This is a genomic window from Ruegeria sp. YTSC106, assembly GCF_059609765.1.
In genome coordinates this window covers 43051-64471 of the sequence record NZ_JBXWMI010000010.1, presented here as the reverse complement: position 1 = coordinate 64471, position 21421 = coordinate 43051, and the positions used below count along the sequence as shown (strand labels likewise).

Annotated in this window: 26 protein-coding genes; 8 read left to right on the top strand and 18 right to left on the bottom strand. The window is 56.3% G+C overall.

Annotation, left to right across the window (positions count from 1 at the left end; all coding sequences use genetic code 11):
• Window positions 1-91 precede the first annotated feature (91 nt).
• Genes AC2FEB_RS14590 through AC2FEB_RS14580 form a run of 3 tightly spaced genes read left to right on the top strand, consistent with a single transcriptional unit; the run spans window position 92 to window position 1513 of the window.
• Window positions 92-868, top strand: coding sequence for a division plane positioning ATPase MipZ (locus AC2FEB_RS14590; protein WP_496884191.1), 777 nt, complete (start codon window positions 92-94; stop codon window positions 866-868).
• Complete coding sequence (locus tag AC2FEB_RS14585) at window positions 855-1271, top strand: hypothetical protein (RefSeq protein ID WP_496884190.1); 417 nt, start codon at window positions 855-857, stop codon at window positions 1269-1271. Before AC2FEB_RS14590 ends, AC2FEB_RS14585 begins: the two co-directional genes overlap by 14 nt.
• Window positions 1268-1513: a hypothetical protein gene (locus tag AC2FEB_RS14580; RefSeq protein ID WP_372579114.1), complete on the top strand. Its 246-nt coding sequence runs from the start codon at window positions 1268-1270 to the stop codon at window positions 1511-1513. The genes AC2FEB_RS14585 and AC2FEB_RS14580 overlap by 4 nt, the downstream gene beginning before the upstream one ends.
• A 235-nt stretch (window positions 1514-1748) precedes the next feature.
• Here the strand turns inward: AC2FEB_RS14580 and AC2FEB_RS14575 are convergent, their stop codons facing one another.
• The 4 genes from AC2FEB_RS14575 to AC2FEB_RS14560 form a co-directional block, all read right to left on the bottom strand.
• Window positions 1749-1949: a hypothetical protein gene (locus tag AC2FEB_RS14575; RefSeq protein WP_496884189.1), complete on the bottom strand. Its 201-nt coding sequence runs from the start codon at window positions 1947-1949 to the stop codon at window positions 1749-1751.
• Window positions 1950-2826: 877 nt separating this feature from the next.
• Window positions 2827-3369: a hypothetical protein gene (locus AC2FEB_RS14570; protein WP_496884188.1), complete on the bottom strand. Its 543-nt coding sequence runs from the start codon at window positions 3367-3369 to the stop codon at window positions 2827-2829.
• A 95-nt stretch (window positions 3370-3464) separates the two neighbouring features.
• A complete protein-coding gene (locus AC2FEB_RS14565) occupies window positions 3465-5342 on the bottom strand; it encodes a ParB/RepB/Spo0J family partition protein (RefSeq protein ID WP_496884187.1) in 1878 nt (625 codons plus the stop codon).
• A gap of 240 nt (window positions 5343-5582) precedes the next feature.
• Complete coding sequence (locus AC2FEB_RS14560) at window positions 5583-5804, bottom strand: hypothetical protein (protein WP_496884186.1); 222 nt, start codon at window positions 5802-5804, stop codon at window positions 5583-5585.
• A gap of 944 nt (window positions 5805-6748) precedes the next feature.
• Between AC2FEB_RS14560 and AC2FEB_RS14555 the strand changes: the two genes are divergently transcribed.
• Window positions 6749-7021 (top strand): BrnT family toxin, encoded by a 273-nt coding sequence (locus AC2FEB_RS14555; protein WP_496884185.1) that lies wholly within the window; start codon window positions 6749-6751, stop codon window positions 7019-7021.
• Window positions 6993-7265 carry a BrnA antitoxin family protein gene (locus tag AC2FEB_RS14550; protein WP_271952909.1) on the top strand — a complete coding sequence of 91 codons (273 nt, stop codon included), beginning with the start codon at window positions 6993-6995 and terminating at the stop codon, window positions 7263-7265. Before AC2FEB_RS14555 ends, AC2FEB_RS14550 begins: the two co-directional genes overlap by 29 nt.
• On the opposite strand, the gene AC2FEB_RS14545 is transcribed toward AC2FEB_RS14550, so the two are convergent.
• The 6 genes from AC2FEB_RS14545 to AC2FEB_RS14520 form a co-directional block, all read right to left on the bottom strand.
• Window positions 7262-7423: a hypothetical protein gene (locus AC2FEB_RS14545; protein WP_496884184.1), complete on the bottom strand. Its 162-nt coding sequence runs from the start codon at window positions 7421-7423 to the stop codon at window positions 7262-7264. The two genes, AC2FEB_RS14550 and AC2FEB_RS14545, sit on opposite strands and share 4 nt — an antisense overlap.
• Before the next feature lie 717 nt (window positions 7424-8140).
• The gene (locus AC2FEB_RS14540) at window positions 8141-8335 is read right to left on the bottom strand and encodes a hypothetical protein (protein WP_496884183.1); all 195 of its coding nucleotides are present in this window, start codon (window positions 8333-8335) and stop codon (window positions 8141-8143) included.
• 10 nt (window positions 8336-8345) lie between these two features.
• The gene (locus AC2FEB_RS14535; RefSeq protein ID WP_496884182.1) at window positions 8346-8954 is read right to left on the bottom strand and encodes a hypothetical protein; all 609 of its coding nucleotides are present in this window, start codon (window positions 8952-8954) and stop codon (window positions 8346-8348) included.
• A complete protein-coding gene (locus AC2FEB_RS14530; RefSeq protein WP_496884181.1) occupies window positions 8951-9259 on the bottom strand; it encodes a hypothetical protein in 309 nt (102 codons plus the stop codon). The genes AC2FEB_RS14535 and AC2FEB_RS14530 overlap by 4 nt, the downstream gene beginning before the upstream one ends.
• Window positions 9256-10602, bottom strand: coding sequence for a DUF3560 domain-containing protein (locus tag AC2FEB_RS14525; protein WP_496884180.1), 1347 nt, complete (start codon window positions 10600-10602; stop codon window positions 9256-9258). The genes AC2FEB_RS14530 and AC2FEB_RS14525 overlap by 4 nt, the downstream gene beginning before the upstream one ends.
• Window positions 10603-11157: 555 nt before the next feature.
• Complete coding sequence (locus tag AC2FEB_RS14520; RefSeq protein ID WP_496884179.1) at window positions 11158-11625, bottom strand: hypothetical protein; 468 nt, start codon at window positions 11623-11625, stop codon at window positions 11158-11160.
• Between the two features lie 150 nt (window positions 11626-11775).
• Here AC2FEB_RS14520 and AC2FEB_RS14515 point away from each other — a divergent pair, with 150 nt between their 5' ends.
• Window positions 11776-12345: a hypothetical protein gene (locus AC2FEB_RS14515; RefSeq protein WP_496884178.1), complete on the top strand. Its 570-nt coding sequence runs from the start codon at window positions 11776-11778 to the stop codon at window positions 12343-12345.
• Between the two features lie 285 nt (window positions 12346-12630).
• On the opposite strand, the gene AC2FEB_RS14510 is transcribed toward AC2FEB_RS14515, so the two are convergent.
• The 5 genes from AC2FEB_RS14510 to AC2FEB_RS14490 form a co-directional block, all read right to left on the bottom strand.
• A complete protein-coding gene (locus tag AC2FEB_RS14510; RefSeq protein WP_496884177.1) occupies window positions 12631-13833 on the bottom strand; it encodes an ABC transporter permease in 1203 nt (400 codons plus the stop codon).
• A gap of 5 nt (window positions 13834-13838) precedes the next feature.
• Window positions 13839-14981 (bottom strand): ABC transporter permease, encoded by a 1143-nt coding sequence (locus AC2FEB_RS14505; protein ID WP_496884176.1) that lies wholly within the window; start codon window positions 14979-14981, stop codon window positions 13839-13841.
• Window positions 14978-15688, bottom strand: a complete 711-nt coding sequence (locus AC2FEB_RS14500; RefSeq protein WP_496884175.1) for an ABC transporter ATP-binding protein — start codon at window positions 15686-15688, stop codon at window positions 14978-14980. The genes AC2FEB_RS14505 and AC2FEB_RS14500 overlap by 4 nt, the downstream gene beginning before the upstream one ends.
• Window positions 15688-16794, bottom strand: coding sequence for an efflux RND transporter periplasmic adaptor subunit (locus tag AC2FEB_RS14495; RefSeq protein WP_496884174.1), 1107 nt, complete (start codon window positions 16792-16794; stop codon window positions 15688-15690). The genes AC2FEB_RS14500 and AC2FEB_RS14495 overlap by 1 nt, the downstream gene beginning before the upstream one ends.
• A 90-nt stretch (window positions 16795-16884) precedes the next feature.
• On the bottom strand, window positions 16885-17724 hold the full coding sequence (locus AC2FEB_RS14490; RefSeq protein ID WP_496884173.1) for a helix-turn-helix domain-containing protein: 840 nt from the start codon (window positions 17722-17724) through the stop codon (window positions 16885-16887).
• Between the two features lie 890 nt (window positions 17725-18614).
• Between AC2FEB_RS14490 and AC2FEB_RS14485 the strand changes: the two genes are divergently transcribed.
• Complete coding sequence (locus AC2FEB_RS14485) at window positions 18615-19028, top strand: GFA family protein (RefSeq protein ID WP_496884172.1); 414 nt, start codon at window positions 18615-18617, stop codon at window positions 19026-19028.
• Window positions 19021-19800 (top strand): methyltransferase domain-containing protein, encoded by a 780-nt coding sequence (locus AC2FEB_RS14480; RefSeq protein WP_496884171.1) that lies wholly within the window; start codon window positions 19021-19023, stop codon window positions 19798-19800. The genes AC2FEB_RS14485 and AC2FEB_RS14480 overlap by 8 nt, the downstream gene beginning before the upstream one ends.
• Window positions 19801-19941: 141 nt before the next feature.
• Here the strand turns inward: AC2FEB_RS14480 and AC2FEB_RS14475 are convergent, their stop codons facing one another.
• The 3 genes from AC2FEB_RS14475 to AC2FEB_RS14465 all read right to left on the bottom strand — a co-directional run bounded on the left by AC2FEB_RS14475 (window position 19942) and on the right by AC2FEB_RS14465 (window position 21389).
• The gene (locus tag AC2FEB_RS14475; RefSeq protein WP_496884170.1) at window positions 19942-20295 is read right to left on the bottom strand and encodes a DoxX family protein; all 354 of its coding nucleotides are present in this window, start codon (window positions 20293-20295) and stop codon (window positions 19942-19944) included.
• A complete protein-coding gene (gene msrB / locus AC2FEB_RS14470) occupies window positions 20292-20759 on the bottom strand; it encodes a peptide-methionine (R)-S-oxide reductase MsrB (protein ID WP_496884169.1) in 468 nt (155 codons plus the stop codon). Before msrB ends, AC2FEB_RS14475 begins: the two co-directional genes overlap by 4 nt.
• A gap of 78 nt (window positions 20760-20837) precedes the next feature.
• Window positions 20838-21389: a fasciclin domain-containing protein gene (locus AC2FEB_RS14465; protein WP_496884168.1), complete on the bottom strand. Its 552-nt coding sequence runs from the start codon at window positions 21387-21389 to the stop codon at window positions 20838-20840.
• Window positions 21390-21421: the final 32 nt, after the last annotated feature.

Below are 21421 nucleotides of genomic sequence, written 5' to 3'. Positions count from 1 at the left end.
GTGCGGGATCGCGTGATAACTTGAAATCGCGAGCCCGGTTGTGGCACGCCGCTGCGCGGCGTGGCTTTCGGGCGCAGACCCGGAGACCAAATTGAAAATCTATGCCGCTGTAAACTCCAAGGGCGGGGCTGGGAAATCTTCCATGCTCGTCGCCTTTGCCTCCGCCTTGCACCATCAGGGAAAACGGGTGCGTGTCCTCGACCTAGACTCGCAAGGTACACTCTCGGAATGGTTGAATCCGAATAACGGACTGGAACCGATCCCCGCCGATGAACTTCTGATCGAGGCCGGGCAGTTTTCCAAGGATGATGCCGAGAATGCCCGACTGGCCTATGCCCACATCCTTGAGGCGGAAAAAGCCGGTGGCTTCGACTATCTGCTGATCGACACCAAGGGCGAACCCAGCATGACCGCCGCTATGGCGATGGCTGTCGCAGACATGGTGCTGTGCCCGTCTGATGGCTCATCGGTGGAATACAATCCAATCACGGTCACATACAGATCGTGTGAAGCTGCATTGAAGCAGATCGGCAGCACGGCTGATGCGAAAGACAAATTCCGGATCGTCTTCACCCGGCAATCAATCGCGCAGTCAGCCGGTATTCAGAAAGGCAAGCAGGCGCTGGAAAAGCGGTTCCGCTGTGTCGGCGGTATTGCCGACACAGCCGCCATGGATGACGCGCTTCGGAGCGGGACAACGATCGGGCGGTTGATGAGCTTTGCTGAAGAAGCCAAGGAACAGGCTGAGACGCAAACGGCCAGGTCGAATGCGCGCCGTATGGCAGAACGCTGCAGGAAGGCGTTGAGCAATGCTGATTTTGTGCTGAACGCTCTCAAGGAAAGCGAGGTCCAGCATGTCGCGGCCTAAGAGCATAGACAGCCTGCTTGCAGGGTCCGCATCTGATATCGCGCCGACGGTGACGGATCTGAACAAGCGGGAACAATCCACACAGGCGGCTGAACCGAAGCCCGAACCTGCCGAAGAGCAGGCGAAGAAACCCAAAAATCCTAAACCAGTCGAAACAACACCGCAGAAAAAGGCCCCTGCCCATTCCAGTGAGCTTAGCGCCGAAGGTCAGCCGATCAGGGTTCAAATATCGACTTCTGACGGGAGTGAGATAGCGGCAGCACTGGAAGAGGTCCGCAGCAACATACCTGCAGCCTTCCAGAAGAATTTTAACCTTGGCGCATTTTTCAAAGAGGTCCTGCAGGACAACGACGCGGAAGTTGCCGCTATGATCCGAAACAGCCTGAATGGGGGTGCACAATGAGCAAGCGCAAAAAAGCCACTGGTGAAATCAGGAACGTCGTGCGTACTCCGATCCGATTCCAGATTTCGGCCCTTGAAGGCGGTGAGGTAGAAAAGGAAATACTGGACCTGCTGGAAGATGTTCCGCCTGCATTGCGAGCGAGTGTGAACGTCGGAAGGTTGTTCCGGCAAGTGATGTTGGAGAACGACAAAGAAATTGCCAAAATGATCCGAACGACGATAAAGGATCAAACACTACATTGATCCTGTTTTGTTCTGTCCCTGCAAATCCCCATTATCACGCGGGCGGCCCGGGGCAGCACTGGCCGAGGGTTCCCCACAGGCTGACGCTGAGATATTTGCTGTCTCTGCTTACAGCCTGCTCCGGTCCGGCCAATTTCGACCAAGGTTGAAATTGCCCAGACTGGATAACCCTCGACTTCGCTGGCGAGTAGGCAGGAGTACAGGAAAGGGCGGCTTGCGCCGCCCTGCCCTCGTGTCATTCGGTGACGTCGTCATCGTTGTTCCGTTTTGGGAAGGCCACCATTTCGACGCCGGGGAACATGTCGTGCTTGACGGAGATCGAGGTGATGTTGCCTTGCTCATCGGTGTGTACAAAGGCGACCCCGCAGCGGTTCCAGAAGGTCTTGCCTTCTTTTTCGCCGGTTTTGACATTCAGTTTCAGAGTTTGAGTTGCCATGATTTGATCCTCGCTATGACGTGTTTCGATGATCATGGCTGAAGCGGTCATAAAGGGGACGTCAGCAGGTAATTTGATCCGCGCGGAATGCGCTGCAGGCGCAGGGGAAATTACCAGTTGAAGCAAAGTGCCCGGCACGGGCGCTGTGCGGCCTCCCCGACTGCCCGCTTATGTTCATCAGAGAAGAAACACGGGCGGCGAGGATCTTCACTGGTAACGGGTTTGAGGCTGTCAGGCCGATCGATACGGCAAGACCTTCCGGGGTCGATGCGTGCGGGTCGATTGAACAACGGGATTCAGACAGGTGTGGCACCATTACTTCGATCTGACCCAAGCTCATCGTTCAGATCCGCTAGCGGGTGGCCGTTCTGAGGTGGAATGAACTGCAGAACAGAGATCAGAAAACCTTGGCGGCACAAACCGTATTTTCGTGTCAGCGGAGGTGAAGGGACCGACGGTCCGGCCCTGTGCCGTGCTTGTGCGGACCAGGTTAATAGCCGGACACAATCTGCGCGGGTACAGCTAGGCGCAACAAGTCGATGATGTGCCGGGCACCTTTGCGACCGTCCAAGCGAAGCGTCAGTCGCGTAGCCTCTTGGGGACGCAGACCCCGAGGGGCAAGGGACACCAGAGGTCTCAACAAGCAATCTGACCCTACGTCAATGCGTAATTTGTAAGAAAAACAACAACCTACATTTAACATCTTTACACTCGCGCGGATTTCGATCTCGGGACCACCGCGAGGAGGGCGAAGTCAGCGTAGTGAGTGGCGTTTTAAGGGGGTGGCTTCGCCCGAACCAAAAGCCCACAAAAAATGGCCCGTCGAAGCGGGCCAGTTGTTCTCACCACGAGAAAAATCAGAAATTATTGTCTGAGGCTAACGCTTGCGCGCGCGATCAACAACACCGTCAGCGGTGATCGTTGCAATGCGATCCTCGGTCCGGCGGGTCATTTCAACGCCATCGCCCGTCATGTGGGACTCGGCAAGTGCTGTGAGTTTGAAAATGCTGCCATCAGCGTCCACATGGGTTTCGTCATCGGCAGACCGGCGTTTTACTGAGCCATCATGACCGATCACAATAGTCGTGCCATCCGCCATTCGGACGTGGACCGTGTCGTCATCCATGGCCACGCCCTGCCACCACATGTCAGCATCGCGGCGCACCACAATCCGGTTCGGGTGCATTTTGATCTCAACGTCCTGAGTGGTCTTTGGATCAGCGGCTTTCACAACCACGATGGCCTCCTGCGTGCCGGGATCGTCATGAATGCCCGCGCTGCCGTTCTTGGGCGGCCAGAGCTTGGCCTGATCGCGCTGTTTTCCGTTCTGGTCTTTGTGAAACCCGACATACATCTGCGCAGATTTCCACACGCGACGGGCGGCGTTCTCAACCTTCGTTACGGCGGTTGTATTTGTCATGGCTACCAGTCCTCGTAGTTCCGATTTGTAAACCGGCTTATTGACGGTTCTCGCACCGTCTGGAACAGGGCGCAATGCGCCCTGCCCTGTTGGATTCAGAAACAGTCGGGCACCCACGCATCGATGCGGGCTTTCTGTTCGGCGGTGATACGCAAAGCCTTTTGATGCTCTGGATCGTTGAACAGCTTGTGCAGCGCCTCAACCTTCTCGCCCTTCTTGGACTTGCTGAAAGCGCGGTAATCGTCGGTGTCCATGTGCAGGTCCAGAAGGTCTTTGTAGAGGTCGTCAAGCTGCCAGCCTTTCAACCGCTTGAAACAATTGGTCGCTGATGGTGTCCAGATCGCGCGCATGTCAGCGCCGATTTCTTCCATGATTTCCGCCATAAACTCGGGTCGTTGGGTCAAGAAACGCCGCGCGAGAAATGCTGTGATTTCACCATTGCGGGTTTTTTTGCCCAGATCACGGAATGCTTTGAAGGCTTCAACGCTGCCCTCACCGGCCATTTCCTGAAACTGGTTATAGGCTTCCTCTGCTGCCTCGTCCCGCTCCCCGCCAAGGCGCGGGTCAAGGTTGTACTGATCGTCAATCTCGGGCGAATTACGCTCTGCGCCGCCATAGCCAAACCCGAACAAGCTGTTGTAGTGGCCGGATGCTGGTGTCGCATAGAAGGCAAACAGGCTCAGAACAAATTCCGGTTTATCGAGCATGGCCGTTTGAATGGCACCCAGCCGGATCGCAACCATGTCGTCAATGAACTTCTGAGAGAATGCGGGCTTGTCCGCATCAGATGTTGTTGATTTGGATGGTTTCGAAGGCTCCGCAATGAGGTCTTGTTCAATCGCGGCTTTCTGGTCCTCCGGCTTGATAAGGCCACGCAATGCTGAGATTTCACCATTGTGACGGACAAAGACCATGATCCCGCCCAACGCCTTCTGATCGGGCTGATATTCACCATCCAGAACCTTTTGCATCGCATCCAGTTCGGCTTTTCCGGCGTCGTCCAGCGCATCGCCTTCTTCAAGCTCGGCCAGTTCGCCAAAGCGTTCAACCTGTTCCTCGGTCAAAATTCCTTCAACTTCGGGGGTCTGCGCAAATCCATGAGCGTCCCGAACCTCATAAAAATACGGGTTGCTGTCGTCCGTTGTCATGGCCCATGCCCAGCCTTCCGCCTCGCGCAGCTTTTCGGCTTCCTCGGCCAGTTTCTCGGCAAACAGGCGTTCCAGCAAATCAGGGTCTTTGAACAGGACCTCGTTCTGGAACAAATCACTGGTGACGGTTCCGCCAGCTTCTTCAAAGGCATCCTGACCAACAAATTTTGCTGCGCGGTCTGTGTTGCGCACGGAATCCGGTGTCAGGGCTTGGCGCACATAGTATTCATTGTACAAGCGCCCGGTTTTTGCCCCTTCCAGTGCTTCAAGGATTTTGGCCTCGTCGTCACAGATGGTCATTGCCTTGGCGATGCCTTGGCTGATTTCACCAGCTTTCACGGCATCCAAGACAGGATCAGGCAGATCGGCCAGCGCGAGGCGGCGGCGCACATGCGCCTCGGTCACGCCGAATGCGTTGCTGATCTTGCCAACAGACAGGGATTTCGCGGCCATTTTCCCGTAGGCGCGAACCTCGTCAATCGGGTCCAGTTCTTCGCGGGCTGTGTTCTCGGCATTGGCCCATTGCTCGGCCACAAAGGGGTTATCAGTGATTTTGACCGGCACCTGTGCCAGATCGGCGCGTTCCGTGACAGCGATGTTGAGGGCGCGCAGGCGACGACCACCGGCAACAATAGCTACTTTCCCGTCTGCATCACGCAAACCGCTAAGGTTCTGGATCAGGCCGCACGTGGCGAGGCTGTCCGCCAGCAGGGCAATACCTTCCTCGGCTACGTCTTGACGCGGATTGATGTCAGACAGGTACAGATTGGACAGTGCAACGGTTTCGATGGTTTCCGGTGCGGTGAATGTTTCGAGTTTGCTCATAGGGCAAGTCCTTGTCTCAAAGCTAAGGTTTTGTTATTGGTGCCCTACCCCTTGCGGGGTAGAGCGTGGCCGCTTAGGCGGCTGCTTGAGTTTTCAAAAAGGCGAGGCCGATCTTGGCGGAGAGACCTCCCTTTTTGATCAGCGCATAGGCTTCACGCTTACGCTGTTCGATCATTTCAATGCTCATGGTGTTCACCTCCTTTCGTGCGCAGGTCGCGCGTTGGCCGTTTCAGAACCGGACTATTCGTCCACGCTGAAAACGACCGTTTCGCCCTCGACCGTGTAAGGCACGGCCTTGGACAAAAGCTGTTCGATGGCGGTGTTAGGAATTGTGAGGAAGCTCTGGCACATGCTGTTCAGCAGAACCGGACGATCATCTGCGAAGTGATAGCCATTGATGGCCCAAGCAACTTGGCCGGGTGTGTGTACCAATTCGGACGATCCAAGACGATATTCAGTCATAACAATTCTTTCTTTCGTGGCGATGCGGTTGCCGGTGTTTCCCGTTGGTCGGGGAAAGGCTCCACTGGAGCCTTTCCTGATCCTCCCAACTCCGCTAATGGGCGCGACCTCTCTGTTCTGTTAGCTGAAAGATCCCGCATCTTTCGGCTAGCAGAACAGGGTGGGCAAAGCCCAGCCTGTGGCCTGGGGCGGGACTGTCATGGGGTCGGAGCGGCAAAAAAATGGGAGGGAACCGCGCGCTTGCGCGTGGGAGGAACCGGGTTTTTTGACATGGAGACGACGCGCACAGCGCGGCGCTTGCCTCTTGACCGGCCCGACGCAGGATGCGGGCGGATTAGAGCGTATTCAGAATAACCAAATGGATATGTTCGAACTCCGCGTTCGAGCCGCAGGCGAGAGGCAGCGGAATTCGATCCAATCAAACTGAATGCGATCGGGATGATGGGACCGGCCTGCCGGTCACAGCAGCCCCACTATTGGACAATGCCAGGGACGGGGTGAGCGCGCTTTAGCGCGTCGATCCCCTGCCCTGTCCAATAATCAATGCGAGCCGCGCGCCCCGCGCGGATTTCCCAGACCTATTGCAAAAGCGGGCGTTACCCTATGGGCCGAAACAAGCATGTCCTGGCGACCATTTGGCCGCGGTTAAGTTGGTTCGGGACGAGACAGATTCACCGCTACCTGGGCCGAAGGGAGAAAGGATAGGATTGGTTCGGGGCGTAAGCCGGTCTGCCGGCTGAAGCCTAGCACGCGGTCACGCGCCCCAAGGCGCGGGATTTGCCCGTGTCAATTGAACCGAACCACATCCCCTCTTGCAATGTGTACACAAAAAGGGTACATACTACGTCAAGGAAGCAAATCAGACTTCCACGAACCTTAATCGGACACAACAAACAGAGGCAGAACCATGCAGGATAGAGCACTTATCAATACAGGCAGGTACAATGAACTTCGATTGGAACGACGACAAGCGCAGCCAGAATATTGCCAAACACGGCGTGGACTTGCTCTTTGCGGCTTTGATCTTTGAGGGTCCGACCCTCACTAAAACAGATGACCGGCACGACTATGGAGAAGAACGGTTTATCTCTCTGGGCTTGGTTGATGGTGATCCGTTCACCGTTGTCTACACCATGCGTGGCGAGAACATCCGGCTCATCTCTGCCTGGAAAGGAGGTCGGAAGGATTATGAAAAATACAAAGACAGCTTCCCTTGAGGAAATTAGGGCGATGCAACGTCGCGGCGAAGTTAAAGCGCCGAGCGATGACGCAGAAGCCTTGGATATGCCTGATGGTTTTTGGGATGACGCCGACATTGTTGAGCGCCAGCCAAAACAGTCTGTGCATCTGCGTGTTGACGCAGAAGTTCTTGAATACTTCAAGTCTGGCGGCAAAGGCCACCTGACTCGAATGAATGCAGTGCTGCGCACCTATGTTGAGGCGCAAAGAAGCCGGGGCTAAAGCTCCCGGCGTTTGGCTGTAAAATTGATTTTGATGACAACTAAATTGACCTCGATGCTGAGGCTCAAGTCGATTTTCTGAAGCTGTTTTCTAACTGCTCTTAGGCGACGAGCTGCTAGTTTGCGAAGCTGTTTTGATTTTTTGCGAATGAATTTCATGTCTGTCTCCTGTTGAAAATTCGCGGCTCTCGGACACGCCGGGAAAACAGACCAGTCAACACGCGCGGCACGCGCCCCGAAGGGCTTGGTGTTTACGGGTCTGCGCGGCGTGTATCTTGGCCACATATTTTCATCGGGACGGATCTAAAGCAGGCGCGCGAAAAACAGAGGTTCGCAATAGAACCAGCGACCTGGGGCGTTGTGTGCAGAATTCAGAGTTTGGAGAGAACGGCAATCGGCCCAGACTCGCGGCAACGATCGGGCCGACTGGCTCAAAAGAGCGTTTTTGCCGATTGCCGTCGGCTTAGTGAGATTAGCACGGCATCAGCAGACGTTACGGCCGATCCGTTCCGGCCGCCACGCGGCCCCCTGCGCGGGAAGCGCACAGTCCTGGCTAATCGGGGCGGTGGCCCCGGTTCGCCGGGACGCCACACCCGATGGCGGCTGGTTAGCCCGGATAGGGGTTTGCCGGTCCGTAACGTATGCCAGCCTCGACAAAACAGCCGTTGCGGCCACTCAGCCAAGCGCGATGAAATGACGACCGCGCAAGGATGCAGCGGAGTGGTCGGGGCATTGTCCAACCGCCATAGCCGGATAAGTAAATGCGGTGAAGAATTTGATTCATGGGCGACCTCTGGTCTGAAATTGTGAAAATGGTGGGCGTGCTGGCCGACCTGAAACAACCGCGCGCCACACATGGCGGCGCGCAAACGATGGTCAAACCTCCTTTCCGTTGCTGTCAAACCGGCGGGCAAGCTGAAAATCTATGAACCCAGACGAAACCAGATCGGCAAAATGTGCGCGGGCTTCGTCTGAATCGGTGTAGGTTTCTGGGTCGGCTCCATCCGGCAAGTCGATTTCGAAAAACTGCATTGCATCGCAAGCGATCCTGACAATTGGCTTTGTAGACATTGGCTTTCCCTCAGCGGCGGATTCTGATGATTTTTGTGTGAACACTGGCGGTCGCAAAGGTGTCTGGCGGCAAGGTTTCGAGTTCCTCGGCCTCGTCGTGGTGGAAGGTGACGGGGACCAGGGCAACAAGGGTTGCCGGTTCGCCATGCCCACCCCGCCCCAGCAGGGACAAAGCCGCCTCGATGTGGGCGCGTACCTGCTTAAATGGCGGGTTCATGATGATGCGGGGAAACTGCGCGCGGCCTTTGACTTCCTCCGCATACTCAAGAAAACAACGGTTGATCGTGGGGCCGATGGCGCGCAGTTTTGCCGCAAGGGTGTTGTGGCGCTCGATCTTGGTCAATTCGCAAGTGCTGTGACCTGATGCAATCAGCGCTCTTGCAAGCTGGCCGGTTCCGGCGCTTGGCTCCAATGTCAGATAGTCACCTTGCGGCCCGAGATAACCGACCATCCGCGCAGCGACAGGATCGGGCGTCACGTGGCATTCGGTGAATTTGTCAACGGCAATAACCTCAGGGGCCTTCAGCTCGTCCAGTTGGGGCGCGTCATGCCGCACCCTAACCGGAATGGTTAGGGGCTTGTTCGGGCGGTAGTAGATGCTTGGCCGTTTCTGAATCATCGCCCGAACCTTTCGACTTCAAGGGCGTTTGTGGCTTGGTTGACGATCCGTTGCGCCGTGTTGGCCTCGATTCCGGTGTCCATCAGGCGGCGCATTGTGACCGCCTTGCCCAGAACGGACAGGCGCGAAAACCCCTCTTGAACGTATTCCATCGGGTCGGCCTCAACGATCTGACATTCTCCCTCTGTGTGACCGTGGCTGATGGCCTTTTGCCGCATCCCCTGCAAATTCTCGGGCAGGATTGCCGCGCCCTGAGTGAGCGCGACAGCGTAGGTGTAAAGGTGGGTTTCCCAATGACGGGTCATTGTGCAATTTCCTCATCAAAATCTGCGGGGGCGTCATGCTGCTTTTGATCGGTGATCAGGATAGCAGCCCACCCAGCCGAGAAACGCGGCCCTTCGTGGTTCGGGTTCGGTGCGATCCGCACCCGGAAAGCTCCACAAGCTGAAAGCCGCGTTCCCTTGTAGTCGGTGCCAATTTCGGCAAATTCCGCTTTGGTCATTTCCACCTGTGGAACAAATTCGACTGTTCTATTCCACGGGTTGCGAACCAAAAATTTACCGCTCTGCGCTTTGAAATTTAGAATAGGCGGTTTTGCCGGTTTCTTTTCGGGCGGCACGTATCCGCAAGACTGCATCAAGTCGCGCCACTCGTCGGCAGATAGCTCGACGGTGTTGCCATCGGCCACGTGAGCGGGCAACGGGGCGTCACATTCCACAGAAAATAGATTGTCATCGACCTTTTTCCCCTTTGGTTTGTCAGCCCCATGTTCGCGCACAAACATTTGCAACAGGGTCGGCGTAATCTCACCTTCAAAGCGCGGCACGTCGCCCAGCATTTCGCGTTCATATGACAGGCGGTTGAGGGTGTGAGTGATCCAGCGGGACAGGTGGTCGCTCTCGATGGTGCGTTTTGCCGCCTCGATGCACTGCGCGCGGGCTTCTGCCGGTGTGGTCTTACCGTCTGTAACTGCCGAATAGAGACCATAAGGCACCGAAGGGCTGCGGCCCAGAATGAAACTGATTTGCGCGTCAGTGGTCGCGCTCTCCCACATCGCAAGGGCCTTGTGGGCTGCATTCAAACGGCGCTGCAGGTCGCGCAGCTCGGCCAGTAGCTTCTTGATCCGGCGCGCGCGCACCTTGGGGTCATTCTTCCGGTTTGCATGACGCTCGACACCTGCCGCGCGATATTGCCAATAGCCGATAGCGCCGTGTGCTTTGACGGCTTTGTCCATTGCGTTGTGCATCCGCTCTTGAGTCTTGCGGGCCTTCCGCTCTGAGTGATGCCCAACAAGGATAGGCTGCCCAAATTCGAAGGCACGGGACAGCTCATCAGCGGCCCGGTGAAATGCGTTTGCCTGTTCCGCGCGCTGGCCTGCGATCCCGTCCAGGCGTTCCGCTTTGATCTGCGCCCGTTCGGCAACTGTGGTTTCTTCGGGTTCAATCTCGCCTGCCAGTTCAAGCGCAAGGTTTTCGCGGGCAACGGTCCACATAGGGGCAACGAACAATTCCTGCTTAGGTGCCCATTTGAAGCCAGCGGCTTTAACCCGCTGGAAGGTTTCGGCGTCCAATCGCTCCGCTGCATACAAACGGATTTTGTTGTCCTCGGGGGAATAGGTTGCAGTGATATTAATATCAAAATCAGCCATTCGTGGCGTCTCCTTATCGTGGCGATGCGGTTGCCGGTGTTTCCCAGCTTTCCGCCAATGGGCGCGGCCTCTCTGTTCTGTTAGCTGATAGATGGACCACATCTATCGGCTGGCAGAACAGGGTGGGCAAAGCCCAGCCTGTGGCCTGGGGCGGGACTGTCATGGGGTCGGAGCGGCAAAAAAATGGGAGGGAACCGCGCGCTTGCGCGTGGGAGGAACCGGTTTTTTGACATGGAGACGACGCGCACCGCGCGGCGCTTGCCCCTTGACCGGCCCGACGCAGGATGCGGGCGGATCGGGATGATGGGACCGGCCTGCCGGTCGCAGCAGCCCCACTATTGGACAATGCCAGGGCCGGGGTGAGCGCGCTTTAGCGCGTCGATCCCCTGCCCTGTCCAATAATCAATGTGAGCCGCGCGCCGCGCGCGGGTCTCCCAGACCTCTTGCAAAAGCGGGCGTTACCCTGTGGGCCGAAACAAGCATGTCCTGGCGACCATTGCGTGTCATTCGTGCGGCGTGCAGCATTTGCGATCGAGCGAAGAGGGCATCGCGGGACTACTCAAGAAAGTTCGCGATTGGCTCGTTTTCAAAATCGACCAGCGCTACGCCAAGCGCATCCTTGTCCGTTTTGAACCGCTCATCGGGGATGAAGGATGTACCCTTGGCGTTGGTGATCTCCAAAATCCACTCTGGTTCATCGACCCCGCGGTAGATGCTGATCTCAAACGGGTGCCCTTCCACGAGCAGCTTTTGACAAAGAGGGCTTTCAATGATGGGATAGTCGTCATCGTCTGCAAACATGTCGGGGTTCAAACCGCGTTCTTTTAGGGAGAGTATTGCGGCGTCATAGGCGGCTTTGTCAGCAACAAACACATGCGGCCAATCCACAGGTTCGCCATCGACTTGCATTTCGAGGGTCCAGGAAAATGTTCCGGTCTCGCGGAAAATCTCGATATCCACATCATGGTTGCCAATGATAATAGACTGGCAAAAATCGCTGTATTCAAGGTCGGCAGAATGCATGAATCACCTCTTGATCTCTTTGACACGTTTCTTGCCTCCCGGCTTTGGCGTGTCAACGCAAGCCGCGCAAGCATATGGTGGCAGTCGGGTTTCCACCGACCAATCTCACGCATACTCTAGCCCCATCATGCTGGCCGGGAGGGAATGGCGATGAGCCATGCGAAGAAATCATGGAAGGACATCAAGCCGGTGCTGTCTGGCTTTTCTTCGCCTCAACTGCTGGGATTGGTCCAGGACCTATACCGTTTGAATGCGGAAAACGCGTCGTTTATGCATGCCCGTTTCTTAAGCAACGATGTAAAGCAGGACCATATTGCCCCGTACATGACAAGAATTCAGCGCGCCATCAGTCCAAAGCAGCCATGGAAGCAGCCATGGAAGCAGCATGTAAAACTGACCGAAGGCAGAAAAGCCATCAGTGAGTTCAAGAAAGCCAATGGCAACATCCGCGACACACTGACCCTTATGATTTACTACGTCAAATGCGGCAATGATTTTACGCTTGAGTTCGGGGACATCGACGAGGGTTTCTATGACAGCTTGTGTTCAATGTTCTCGAGTGTCGTTCAAACCCTTCTGAAACAGCAGGATCAGGAGCTTCTTGCGGAATTTTTGCCTTCGCTTGAGGCTGAGCTTCACCGCGTTGATGGTCAAATTGGTTGGGGTTATCCCGATGAGCTGTCAGATCACCTTGCCGACCTAAAGGATGCGTTTGAATAGCGGCTCATGGCAGCGTAAAACACGCGGCTTGAATTGGCTGTCACCTGTGCCAACAGGGACGGCCCTTACCGGCCACTCGACACACGGGCGCGATGCTGCACTAGCAGCCCGCATTGCTGCCGTTCGCTGCGCCTGCTCGACTTCGTACGTAACAATTACGCCACTCCCGAATTGGATTGTGGATGGTCTGGCAGAACCGGGGCGTGGCTGTTCAATGGCACGTATCTGTTTCACAGGCGCCAAGCGGTGAGATCAATTTTTTGAGCACGTTGTCGACTAAAATCGCTACCCGCGCCGCCTCAATGCATCAGTAATTTGCAGCCGTGCCGCGACAATCGCGGGTAGAACGCCGCCAATGGCTCCAATTGCCAGTCCAACCAGCGCGGCGCTTACCATTTCGTCTCTGCCGACCACCAACTGAAAGGCCAGTTCTGCACCATTTGCGCCTGTTGTACTTGCCTGCCAGCCATTCATCACAAACCATGAAACGGTGAGGCCCAGGCCGACCCCGAGTACAGAAAGCAAGACGGCCTCCAACCATGTCGCCATGCATGCGGACAAACGGCTAAATCCCAATGCGCGCACGGTGGCGATCTCGACGGTTCGGTCCGAAACGGAACTCATCATAGTATTCAGCGCCCCTGCGACCGCGCCGATAGCCATCAAAATCGCGATCGGCCACCCAAAGTATCTGACCAGCTGCGACGTTCCGGCAGATTGGCCAGCGTAGAACTGGGCCTCGGTCAGCACCAAAAGCTGAGCCCCGGCGAATTCGGCAGCCGCCCGGTTGAGCCCGTCGACCGTATCGGTTTCAGCCAACCTCAACCGCAGGCTTTGCACGTCTCCCACACGATTGAACGCGGCCGCGACGGCTTCGATATCGCCCCAAATCTCTGATTCCAGCGCGCTGCCGAAGCTTGCAAAATGACCGACAACTGTCCAATCGATCGGACCAAGCCGAACCTGATCGCCAATGTCCAAGCCAGGATATCGGGCGGCAAGTTGGTTACCCACCACGATTTCACGCGTACCGGGCCGCATTGCGCGGCCGGATGAGAAGGTCACCTCCGTGCGAATACTCGGACCCATGTCGTCCATGCCCCGCAGTGCCAGAGTTTCACTCAAATCGTCGGTATGGCTGCGAAACTCGACAGGAACTACGAGTTCGCGCGACAGGATTGGCACATCCCGATTGTCGCGGACGACGCCAATATCTTTGCGCATCGCCATAAGGGACCGGACAACATCCGAGGGGATTTCAGAGTTGCCTTCCTGCCGCGTGCCACCACCAAGGATGACCGCGACATCCGGCGATCCCGCACTTTGCAGCGTGATCTCGAACCCGCGCGCCATTGCGAGAAATCCGCTCAGGACACAAACGACCAGCATGATCGACCCGACCATGGACAGGGAGATGGCCAGCCTGCGGGGGAGACTGAGCAGGGTGGCGCGGCTCATCGCGATGATTTGTCGGATGGTTGAAGGCATCAAGGTCACCTCACTCTGAATGCTGAAAGGATCGGCGTTCGCATAGCGGACAGCGCAGGAAGTGCCCCGGCCGCCAGGCCGAGAAGGAAAACCAGCGCAATCGCGTGCAGCAAAACGTTCTGGTCGAAAACCAACCCCAGAGCGGGCGGCAGGGCGAGGCTGGCCAGTTTTGCCAGACCGATGCCGATGGCCCCGCCCAGTATGAAAACGAAAAAGGCCTCGGACAGAACCATCAGCAGGATGCGCCAACGGGAAAACCCGAGGGTCTTCAGCACGCCGATCTCAAAATGCCGCTCGCGCAGGGCGAAGACCATCGTATTGATAACGATCATCAATAGGGTCACGAATGACACGCCAACAACCAATGTGACGACGTGTTTGACGTCGGCATATTGGCTCAGGAAAGCACTAAGAAACTGTTTCTCTGAGAGGGTGCGCGTGGGGGCTGCCGAATTGGTGAAAAGCGCGTCAATGCGCGGTGCCAGTTGTTGCGGCGCGACGCCCGGGGCCGGACGCAGCGCGAAGGTGGAAACGGTATCCTTGCCCCGCGCGCGGCCCTCGTTGATATAGCGGTACTGGGCAAGAATGAAATAAGTGTCTGTGCTGGCGTTTTTTCCATCGAAGATTTCGGCGATCTCGAACGTCCAATCCCGGCTTCCATCGCTTCTTTTGGTACGAAAGGCCGAAACTGTCAGTCGGTCGCCGATTGTCCACCCCTGCGCCTCGGCGAGGGCGCGGCCCACAAGAACCTTGTCCCGCCCAGAGCCGAGAGCTTCTATCATGGGCGGGGTCAGCCCAAGTTCTGCCCCGCTGACAGCCAGCAGCTTGTCCGGTTCTCCGGCACTGACCGCGACGACGTTGCGCGCGTCGCCGACGCTGCCGCGCAGGCGGGTGACCGGACTAATCTCGGCAACACCTGGCAGCGCTGCAATGCGCGGCAGATAGGCCATTGGCAACGGCTGACTGCGACCGGCCGCGTTCATCACCCCGAGCAAGTCATCACTGGCTGCGGCGGTACCCTGTGACCCGGCGATGAAACTGGTTGTCAGCCCGTAGATGAAGAAGGCTGTGACAACAGACACAATCAGCAGAACGCACCTAAACGGTTTGCGCATCGCGCTTTTGCGGGTGAGGCCCAGAAAAGTCATGCCATCACCTGCACGCGTTCGACAAAGACGCCCTTATCAAGGTGCAGGGTCCGGTCAGCCGCCTCGGCAGCTTCGGGATCATGGGTCACCATGACAATGGTCTTGCCAAGCTCACGGTTCAGATACCCCAGCATGGTCAGAACCTCATCAGCGGATTTGCGGTCGAGGTCACCGGTTGGCTCATCACACAGCAGCAACGCAGGATCAGACACAATCGCACGGGCAATGCCGACGCGCTGCTGCTGCCCGCCGGACATTCGTGCAGGGTTTTGCCGACCACGTCCGCCAAGACCGACTAGGTCGAGGATTTTTGTAACCCGCTCGCGCCGGACAGACGCAGGAATCGGTTTCAACAGCAGGGGAAGCTCTATGTTTTCCTCTGCGGTCAACATCGGCAGCAGGTTGTAGAACTGGAATACAATCCCAAGATGATGCGCGCGCCATGCGGACCGGGCGGCCTCACCCATGTTGTCCAGCCTCTGGCCTGCAATCGTGATGTTGCCGGACTCCGGCGCATCAAGGCCGGCAAGCAGATTGAGAAGAGTGGATTTTCCAGACCCCGATGGTCCCATCACGGCGACAAACTCACCCTTTTGGATAGATAGATCGAGATTGTCGAAAATTGCTACGCTTGTACTGCCGGTTCGGTAGGCCTTGCTGACACTGCTTAAAGCAATGAAGGGAATGTCGGATTCGGAGATCGTCATCAAGGGTTAGCTCCTGATTGTGCGTGGACGTGCAAAGGTGATGGAGGAAGATCGATCCTGACGCGTGCAGCCATGCCCGACCGCAACCCAGGGGGCGAATCGAGAGGTTTCAGGCGCAGTCCAACAGTTCCTTTGGCGGCATTTACCTCAGGCGCAACGCGTTGCATTACGAAGGGAAAGGGATGATCGGGATAAGCGTCCAGAACGGCCTCTCCGAGAACATCTTCGCCCAACAAATTGATTGCTTTTTCGTTTACATCGGCATCGATCACCAGGTTGTTCAGATCGGCGATTGTCATCAGACCGATTCCGTCATGGATCGCATCGATCCGGTCGAGCACAGCGTCGCCAACATGCGCAGAAATCTGCGTCACCGTCCCTGAGATTGGTGCACGTACGGTCAGATCGGAGACTCGATCTTCTGCAATTCGGACAGCAAGCTCAGCGGTCGCGACCTCGGCCCTTGAATACTCGACTCTGTTGGCTGCCATGTGCGCGGCGGTCTGTGCATCTTCTAACTGATTGCTGGCGATGGCACCCCTTCGGGTTAGTTCGGCCCGCCTTTGCAGTGTCGCATCGGCCTGCGCCTCGGAAATGCGCGCGGCAGAGAGCGACAGCCTGGTCGCGTCAAGTGCCAGCTTTGCGTTTTCCAGCGTAAAAATGACCTGCGTGTCCTGGATCAACAAAAGGGGTTGGCCCTTGGCGACCCTGTCTCCGGGCGCGACGAGAATGTCAGCGATTAAACCACCCTGCTCGGCGTAAACGACAGCTCTGTGCGGCGCGATGACATAGCCCGATCCGGTGATTTCCCGGGCAGCAGGTACTGTTGTAGAAACCGGCGGTTCTGAGCCGGAATTCTGTTGATTTTCTTCTGATTGCGTGCCCGTGGACACCGTATTGGAGGACGCGACATTAAGGGACAAATTTTCAGATCGAAGGGCAAACCCTGCGCCGGCCGCCAGCAGCAGTACAGAGCTCAATGCCGCCAGCACCGCCCTATAAGACCTCGGACGCGCGCCCACAGCAGCTGGTGTGGATGCCGGGTATGCTGAAAGCTCTCTCAGCGTTTCGGCCATTTTGCTGTTATGATCGGTGACTGTTTTCATGTCACCAGGGTCAGGCGCAAACCGCAAAACCGCGACCTTGAACACGATTTAGGACGTTCGAAATCGCGATTTAGTTAGTTGTGTTTGTTGTCAGGATGCCAGATCCGACCCTGATCCCTTGGCTTTGCGCCATTCCAGCGGCGTCATTCCTGTGACACGCCGAAACTCTCGGTTGAAATTGGATTTCGTCTCGAAACCAACGTCAAACATGATTTCTGTGACCGACCGCGTGCTGTTTTGCAACTGCTCGCAAGCCTCGCCAATGCGGAAATCGTTGACATATTGCGAGACGTTTTTCCCCGTTGTCTGGTTGATCGCCCCCGAAATTTGCCTGGACGGTATGACTGCCCTGCGAGCGAGGCGGGCGAGATTAAGATCCGCATCCCGATAAATCTGCGTTTCTTTCATCAACCTCTCTACTTTATCCATGATCACAGGATTTTCTGCGGTGCTAGAGTCGGAGGGCATCGCGGCCATCGGACCTGCTCTCTCACTCTCCCCGGCCGTCCGACCACGGCTCGCAACTGCAGCGGCCAAAGACAGAAACAGCAAAGTCGCGACATTGCCGATGGACACAAGTTGCGGCAGATGGCGCGCGCCCGTGGTCGCAATGTCAATTGTGATCAACGTGTCGATCGCTGCGGAGAAGATCAATACAAGCGCTGCAAAAACCAGAGCGCGATGAACTGAGCCCACGGCGTCCAATGCCGTTACTTTCAGCGCATCCGCCCCAGACCGCAGCAAGAACAGGATCAGGGCCGCGTAGATAAGGAACGTTGCGATAAGGACCACATCCAGCGCAGCGGGCCAGAACAACATGGACAACAAGACCGTGACCAGCGGAAGACCATGCGGCAAGATTGAATAGCGCTTAGCAACGTGGCGTGAGCCAACCAGTTGCAACGATCCGAAGTACACCAAAGGCGCCATCACACTCGCGATCGGTGGTGAAAGAAACCTGGCCCACTCGATCCCGTATCCAAAACGCAAACCGATCAGTAAGGACTGAAGCGCCGCACACGCAATCAAAAGCAAAAACGCCGGGTTATTTGGTCGCTCACCATCTTGCCAGGCCAAGCGCGTGAAAAGCAGCCCCAATAACAGCGTGACAACGAAAGGCAGCGGTACAAAGATCATAATCCAGGGGCAGCTCGGCAGGCATGAGGAAAGGTATCTCGACGAAAGATGGGACACCTTCGGCCAATGGTCTAGAGCTCAAGGGGATATTATTAAGGTCGGTGTTTGGTTTTCCCGCTTAGTACCTGTGAATAAGCGGATGCTTGTTCGGGCTTCGATGCTCCTTGCTGGTAGCCTTGTCTTGCCATTGTCGGCCCAGAGCTGCCGCTCACGCCGCAGCCAAACGCTGCGATGCAGCTTCCCCAAAGCAGACGTCCAGGACTAAATCCAGGTCCATTCGGTTTAGGTAACGATAACCGAGAATTATCGCTACTGGCCGGAGGCGGCAGAAACCTTGCAAAACCGGGTCAGTTTTGCCGGTGGTTTTTTGTCAAAGCTAACCTGTTGATCCTGGGTGGAGCAGGGCACGGCGGCACAAACGACCGTTTTTGACACTCGCTTCGTTCCTACACACACGCAAAGGTTGCTGTGGGGCGGTTGCTTTGGTCGACCGCTCGAGCCTATCTTGCCCGTTGCTGCACTTTGCACAAATGTCGGCTTTTTAGCGGACAGTAAGTAAAAGCGGCCCCAACGAAATTTCGCGAAAGAGTGCTGCATGCACAGAGTTCAGTCGACACAGTGTGTGTGACATTCACGGAGAAATTTGGCACGCTAGCTTGAATTGAAGGTTGCGGGGGAAGGTCGTGAAGATAGATGGATCATGCCATTGTGGCGCAATCACCTACGAGGCGGAGCTCGATCCGGCATCGGTGGGGATATGTCATTGCGCGGATTGTCAGGTCTTGTCCGCTTCGGCTTTTCGTACGCTTGCCATTGTACAAAGTTATAGTTTTAAGCTTTTGACGGGAACACCGAAACACTACGTGAAGGTGGGAGACAGTGGGAATCCGCGCGTCCAGGCCTTCTGCCCTGATTGCGGTTCTGGCCTCTATTCCTGCGGCGTCGAAGATAGACCTGCAGCGTTCAACCTTCGGGCCGGAACGATAAGGCAACGAGCTGAACTAGCTCCGAGTTTCGAATGCTGGACGCGTTCCAGACTAGAATGGGTCACGGAAATCCCCGGTGCTAGACAGTTTGGGGGGAACCCAAATGCTTAAGTTTGATGCGGAGATCACTCGGATATTGAACAATGCTTATGAAGGTGCCGACCTGACCCGCCGACGGCAGGCATCTTTTGATGCGCTCAAGCCGAGCCCGGGCGACACGATCATTGATATCGGGTGCGGCAACGGATTGCTGACCGCCGAGTTGGCCAGGGCCGTCGGGCCGACAGGCAAGATCATTGGCGTTGATCCCAGCAAAGACATGCTGAAGGCTGGGCAAGACCGCTGCCAGGGCTACGAGAACGTGGAGTTTGTAGAGGGTTTAGCGAATAACCTGCCGGTTTCAGACGGTGCCGCCGACAAGGCCGTATCGGTTCAGGTTTTCGAATACATAGACGACGTGGACAATGCACTGGACGATGCGATGCGATGCCTGAAACCGGGCGGGCGTTTGGTGATAAGCGACCTGCACTTTGGCAGCTTCATCTGGCATTCCGATCATCCCGAGCGCATGTCCAAGGTAGTGTCCTCTTGGGACAAGCATTTCGTCAGTGGCACGCTGCCCGAACGGCTTCCCGGTATCCTCAAGGTCAAAGGGCACGAGATTGATGCAGTGACACCCGTCACCCTGACCGATCACGAACTCAAGCCCGATGGCATTGCCATCATGATGATGCATCTCATGAAGCAATACGCGATTTCCAATGAGCACGTAGACGAGGAGGAGGCGCAGGCTTGGTTTGATGAACAGCGGGCGCTGTCGGAGGAGGGGCGCTTTTTCTTCTCGCTTACGCAATTTGTCTTGGTTGCTAGGAAATCAGCGTGATCTAGTACTTGGAGATCGTTTGTTCCCGAACCAAAGCCGACATTGCTTTGCGATCACCCAACGGCAGCGCTCGCGTGCTGGTTGATGAGCCGTTAGCGCTCACAAACGACCGTTTTTGGCAGATATGTTTTGGCAGGGGGTTTATGTCCTTGAGACCGACGCTGCAGATAAGATTAAGCAACCGCCTGCCAAAGCCCAATTCTTGACGAGAATAGACATCTGCCATGGGTCACTCGGCATGAAATGAAAAACGCTGGTCACGAGACAGTACAAAGCTAGCGCCCAGCCGATTGGTCTCAGATACTTGCCTGCAATCAGAAGACTTGCAGCCAATGCGTTGAACGCGAGCGCAGGCCAGATAAGCCATTCAGGCAATCCAAAGCCCGCTAACAGCCCTTGCACAGGATCAGGGTTCATCGCTTTCTGTGCAGCCCCGGCAACAAACAAAATCGCTAAAAGATATCGCCCGGCGACCCATTCAAATCGAATGGTCATCCGGCGGGGACAAAGGCCAGGCTAAGGCCATTCAGACAGTGCCGTTTGCCGGTTGGCTCTGGTCCGTCATCGAAGACATGACCCAGATGGCTGCCGCACCGACGGCAGTGGACTTCCGTTCGAACTTGAAAGATGAACTTTCGATCTTCTTTCGTGCCAATCGCGTTCGGCAAGCTTTCAAAGAAACTTGGCCAGCCGGTTTCGCTGTCGTACTTCGCTTGCGCACTGTAGACAGGCAGATCGCAGCCACGACACTGATAGGTGCCGGCGCGCGTCTCGTCATTCAACGGACTTGTGTAAGGACGCTCGGTCTCTTCCTCGCGCAAAACCATGAATTCGTTTTCGCTCAGGCGCGCCCGCCATTCGGCGTCACTGCGGCAAATCTCGAAGCCGCATGTCGCAGCGTGAAGCGGCTTCGCGATCAAGGCTGCGCCGGTAGTCATCAGAAATGCTCTGCGTTTCATGTCATCACCTGTTAGAGAATCCACCCGAACAGGTCAGCAAGGGGGGCATGCTGATCCATCCGGGCGTGCCTGCTCGACTTATTTCGGAACGAGCACGGTATCGACCACATGGATCACACCGTTTGACTGATCGACATCTGCAATGGTCACACGGCCCGCGTTGCCGTTTTCATCATAGATATAGACATTGTTGCCCTTGACCTGTGCCGACAGAGCGTCGCCCGAGACAGCATTGAAGTGATAAAAGCCATCGGAAGAGGCGCGCGCCTGGCGTGCGATCTCGGCAGCGGACCAATCACCGGCCACCACATGCGCGGTCAGTACTTTGACGAGCATGTCCTTGTTTTCAGGTTTCAGAAGTGTATCGACCGTTCCTGCAGGCAGTGCGGCAAAGGCATCGTTCACGGGCGCGAAGACTGTGAAAGGCCCAGGGCTTTGCAGCGTTTCGACCAATCCAGCGGCCTGGACAGCGGCGACCAGAGTAGTGTGATCGGCTGAGTTCACTGCGTTTTCCACTATGTTCTTGGTTTCGAACATCGGCGCGCCACCCACCATTGGGTTCTCGGCGTAAGCTGCGGTTGCAATGGTCAGTGCTGTGACGGCGGTAGCCAGTTTGGATACGATCTTCATTTGAGTCTCCTCTCATAATTGTCCGCGATCTT

Coding starts and splice junctions, on each gene's coding strand:
- AC2FEB_RS14585 (WP_496884190.1), top strand. CDS start 855: ATGTCGCGGCCTAAGAGCATAGACAGCCTGCTTGCAGGGTCCGCATCT.
- AC2FEB_RS14580 (WP_372579114.1), top strand. CDS start 1,268: ATGAGCAAGCGCAAAAAAGCCACTGGTGAAATCAGGAACGTCGTGCGT.
- AC2FEB_RS14575 (WP_496884189.1), bottom strand. CDS start 1,949: ATGGCAACTCAAACTCTGAAACTGAATGTCAAAACCGGCGAAAAAGAA.
- AC2FEB_RS14570 (WP_496884188.1), bottom strand. CDS start 3,369: ATGACAAATACAACCGCCGTAACGAAGGTTGAGAACGCCGCCCGTCGC.
- AC2FEB_RS14565 (WP_496884187.1), bottom strand. CDS start 5,342: ATGAGCAAACTCGAAACATTCACCGCACCGGAAACCATCGAAACCGTT.
- AC2FEB_RS14560 (WP_496884186.1), bottom strand. CDS start 5,804: ATGACTGAATATCGTCTTGGATCGTCCGAATTGGTACACACACCCGGC.
- AC2FEB_RS14555 (WP_496884185.1), top strand. CDS start 6,749: ATGAACTTCGATTGGAACGACGACAAGCGCAGCCAGAATATTGCCAAA.
- AC2FEB_RS14550 (WP_271952909.1), top strand. CDS start 6,993: ATGAAAAATACAAAGACAGCTTCCCTTGAGGAAATTAGGGCGATGCAA.
- AC2FEB_RS14545 (WP_496884184.1), bottom strand. CDS start 7,423: ATGAAATTCATTCGCAAAAAATCAAAACAGCTTCGCAAACTAGCAGCT.
- AC2FEB_RS14540 (WP_496884183.1), bottom strand. CDS start 8,335: ATGTCTACAAAGCCAATTGTCAGGATCGCTTGCGATGCAATGCAGTTT.
- AC2FEB_RS14535 (WP_496884182.1), bottom strand. CDS start 8,954: ATGATTCAGAAACGGCCAAGCATCTACTACCGCCCGAACAAGCCCCTA.
- AC2FEB_RS14530 (WP_496884181.1), bottom strand. CDS start 9,259: ATGACCCGTCATTGGGAAACCCACCTTTACACCTACGCTGTCGCGCTC.
- AC2FEB_RS14525 (WP_496884180.1), bottom strand. CDS start 10,602: ATGGCTGATTTTGATATTAATATCACTGCAACCTATTCCCCCGAGGAC.
- AC2FEB_RS14520 (WP_496884179.1), bottom strand. CDS start 11,625: ATGCATTCTGCCGACCTTGAATACAGCGATTTTTGCCAGTCTATTATC.
- AC2FEB_RS14515 (WP_496884178.1), top strand. CDS start 11,776: ATGAGCCATGCGAAGAAATCATGGAAGGACATCAAGCCGGTGCTGTCT.
- AC2FEB_RS14510 (WP_496884177.1), bottom strand. CDS start 13,833: ATGCCTTCAACCATCCGACAAATCATCGCGATGAGCCGCGCCACCCTG.
- AC2FEB_RS14505 (WP_496884176.1), bottom strand. CDS start 14,981: ATGACTTTTCTGGGCCTCACCCGCAAAAGCGCGATGCGCAAACCGTTT.
- AC2FEB_RS14500 (WP_496884175.1), bottom strand. CDS start 15,688: ATGACGATCTCCGAATCCGACATTCCCTTCATTGCTTTAAGCAGTGTC.
- AC2FEB_RS14495 (WP_496884174.1), bottom strand. CDS start 16,794: ATGAAAACAGTCACCGATCATAACAGCAAAATGGCCGAAACGCTGAGA.
- AC2FEB_RS14490 (WP_496884173.1), bottom strand. CDS start 17,724: ATGGCGCCTTTGGTGTACTTCGGATCGTTGCAACTGGTTGGCTCACGC.
- AC2FEB_RS14480 (WP_496884171.1), top strand. CDS start 19,021: ATGCTTAAGTTTGATGCGGAGATCACTCGGATATTGAACAATGCTTAT.
- AC2FEB_RS14475 (WP_496884170.1), bottom strand. CDS start 20,295: ATGACCATTCGATTTGAATGGGTCGCCGGGCGATATCTTTTAGCGATT.
- msrB (WP_496884169.1), bottom strand. CDS start 20,759: ATGAAACGCAGAGCATTTCTGATGACTACCGGCGCAGCCTTGATCGCG.
- AC2FEB_RS14465 (WP_496884168.1), bottom strand. CDS start 21,389: ATGAAGATCGTATCCAAACTGGCTACCGCCGTCACAGCACTGACCATT.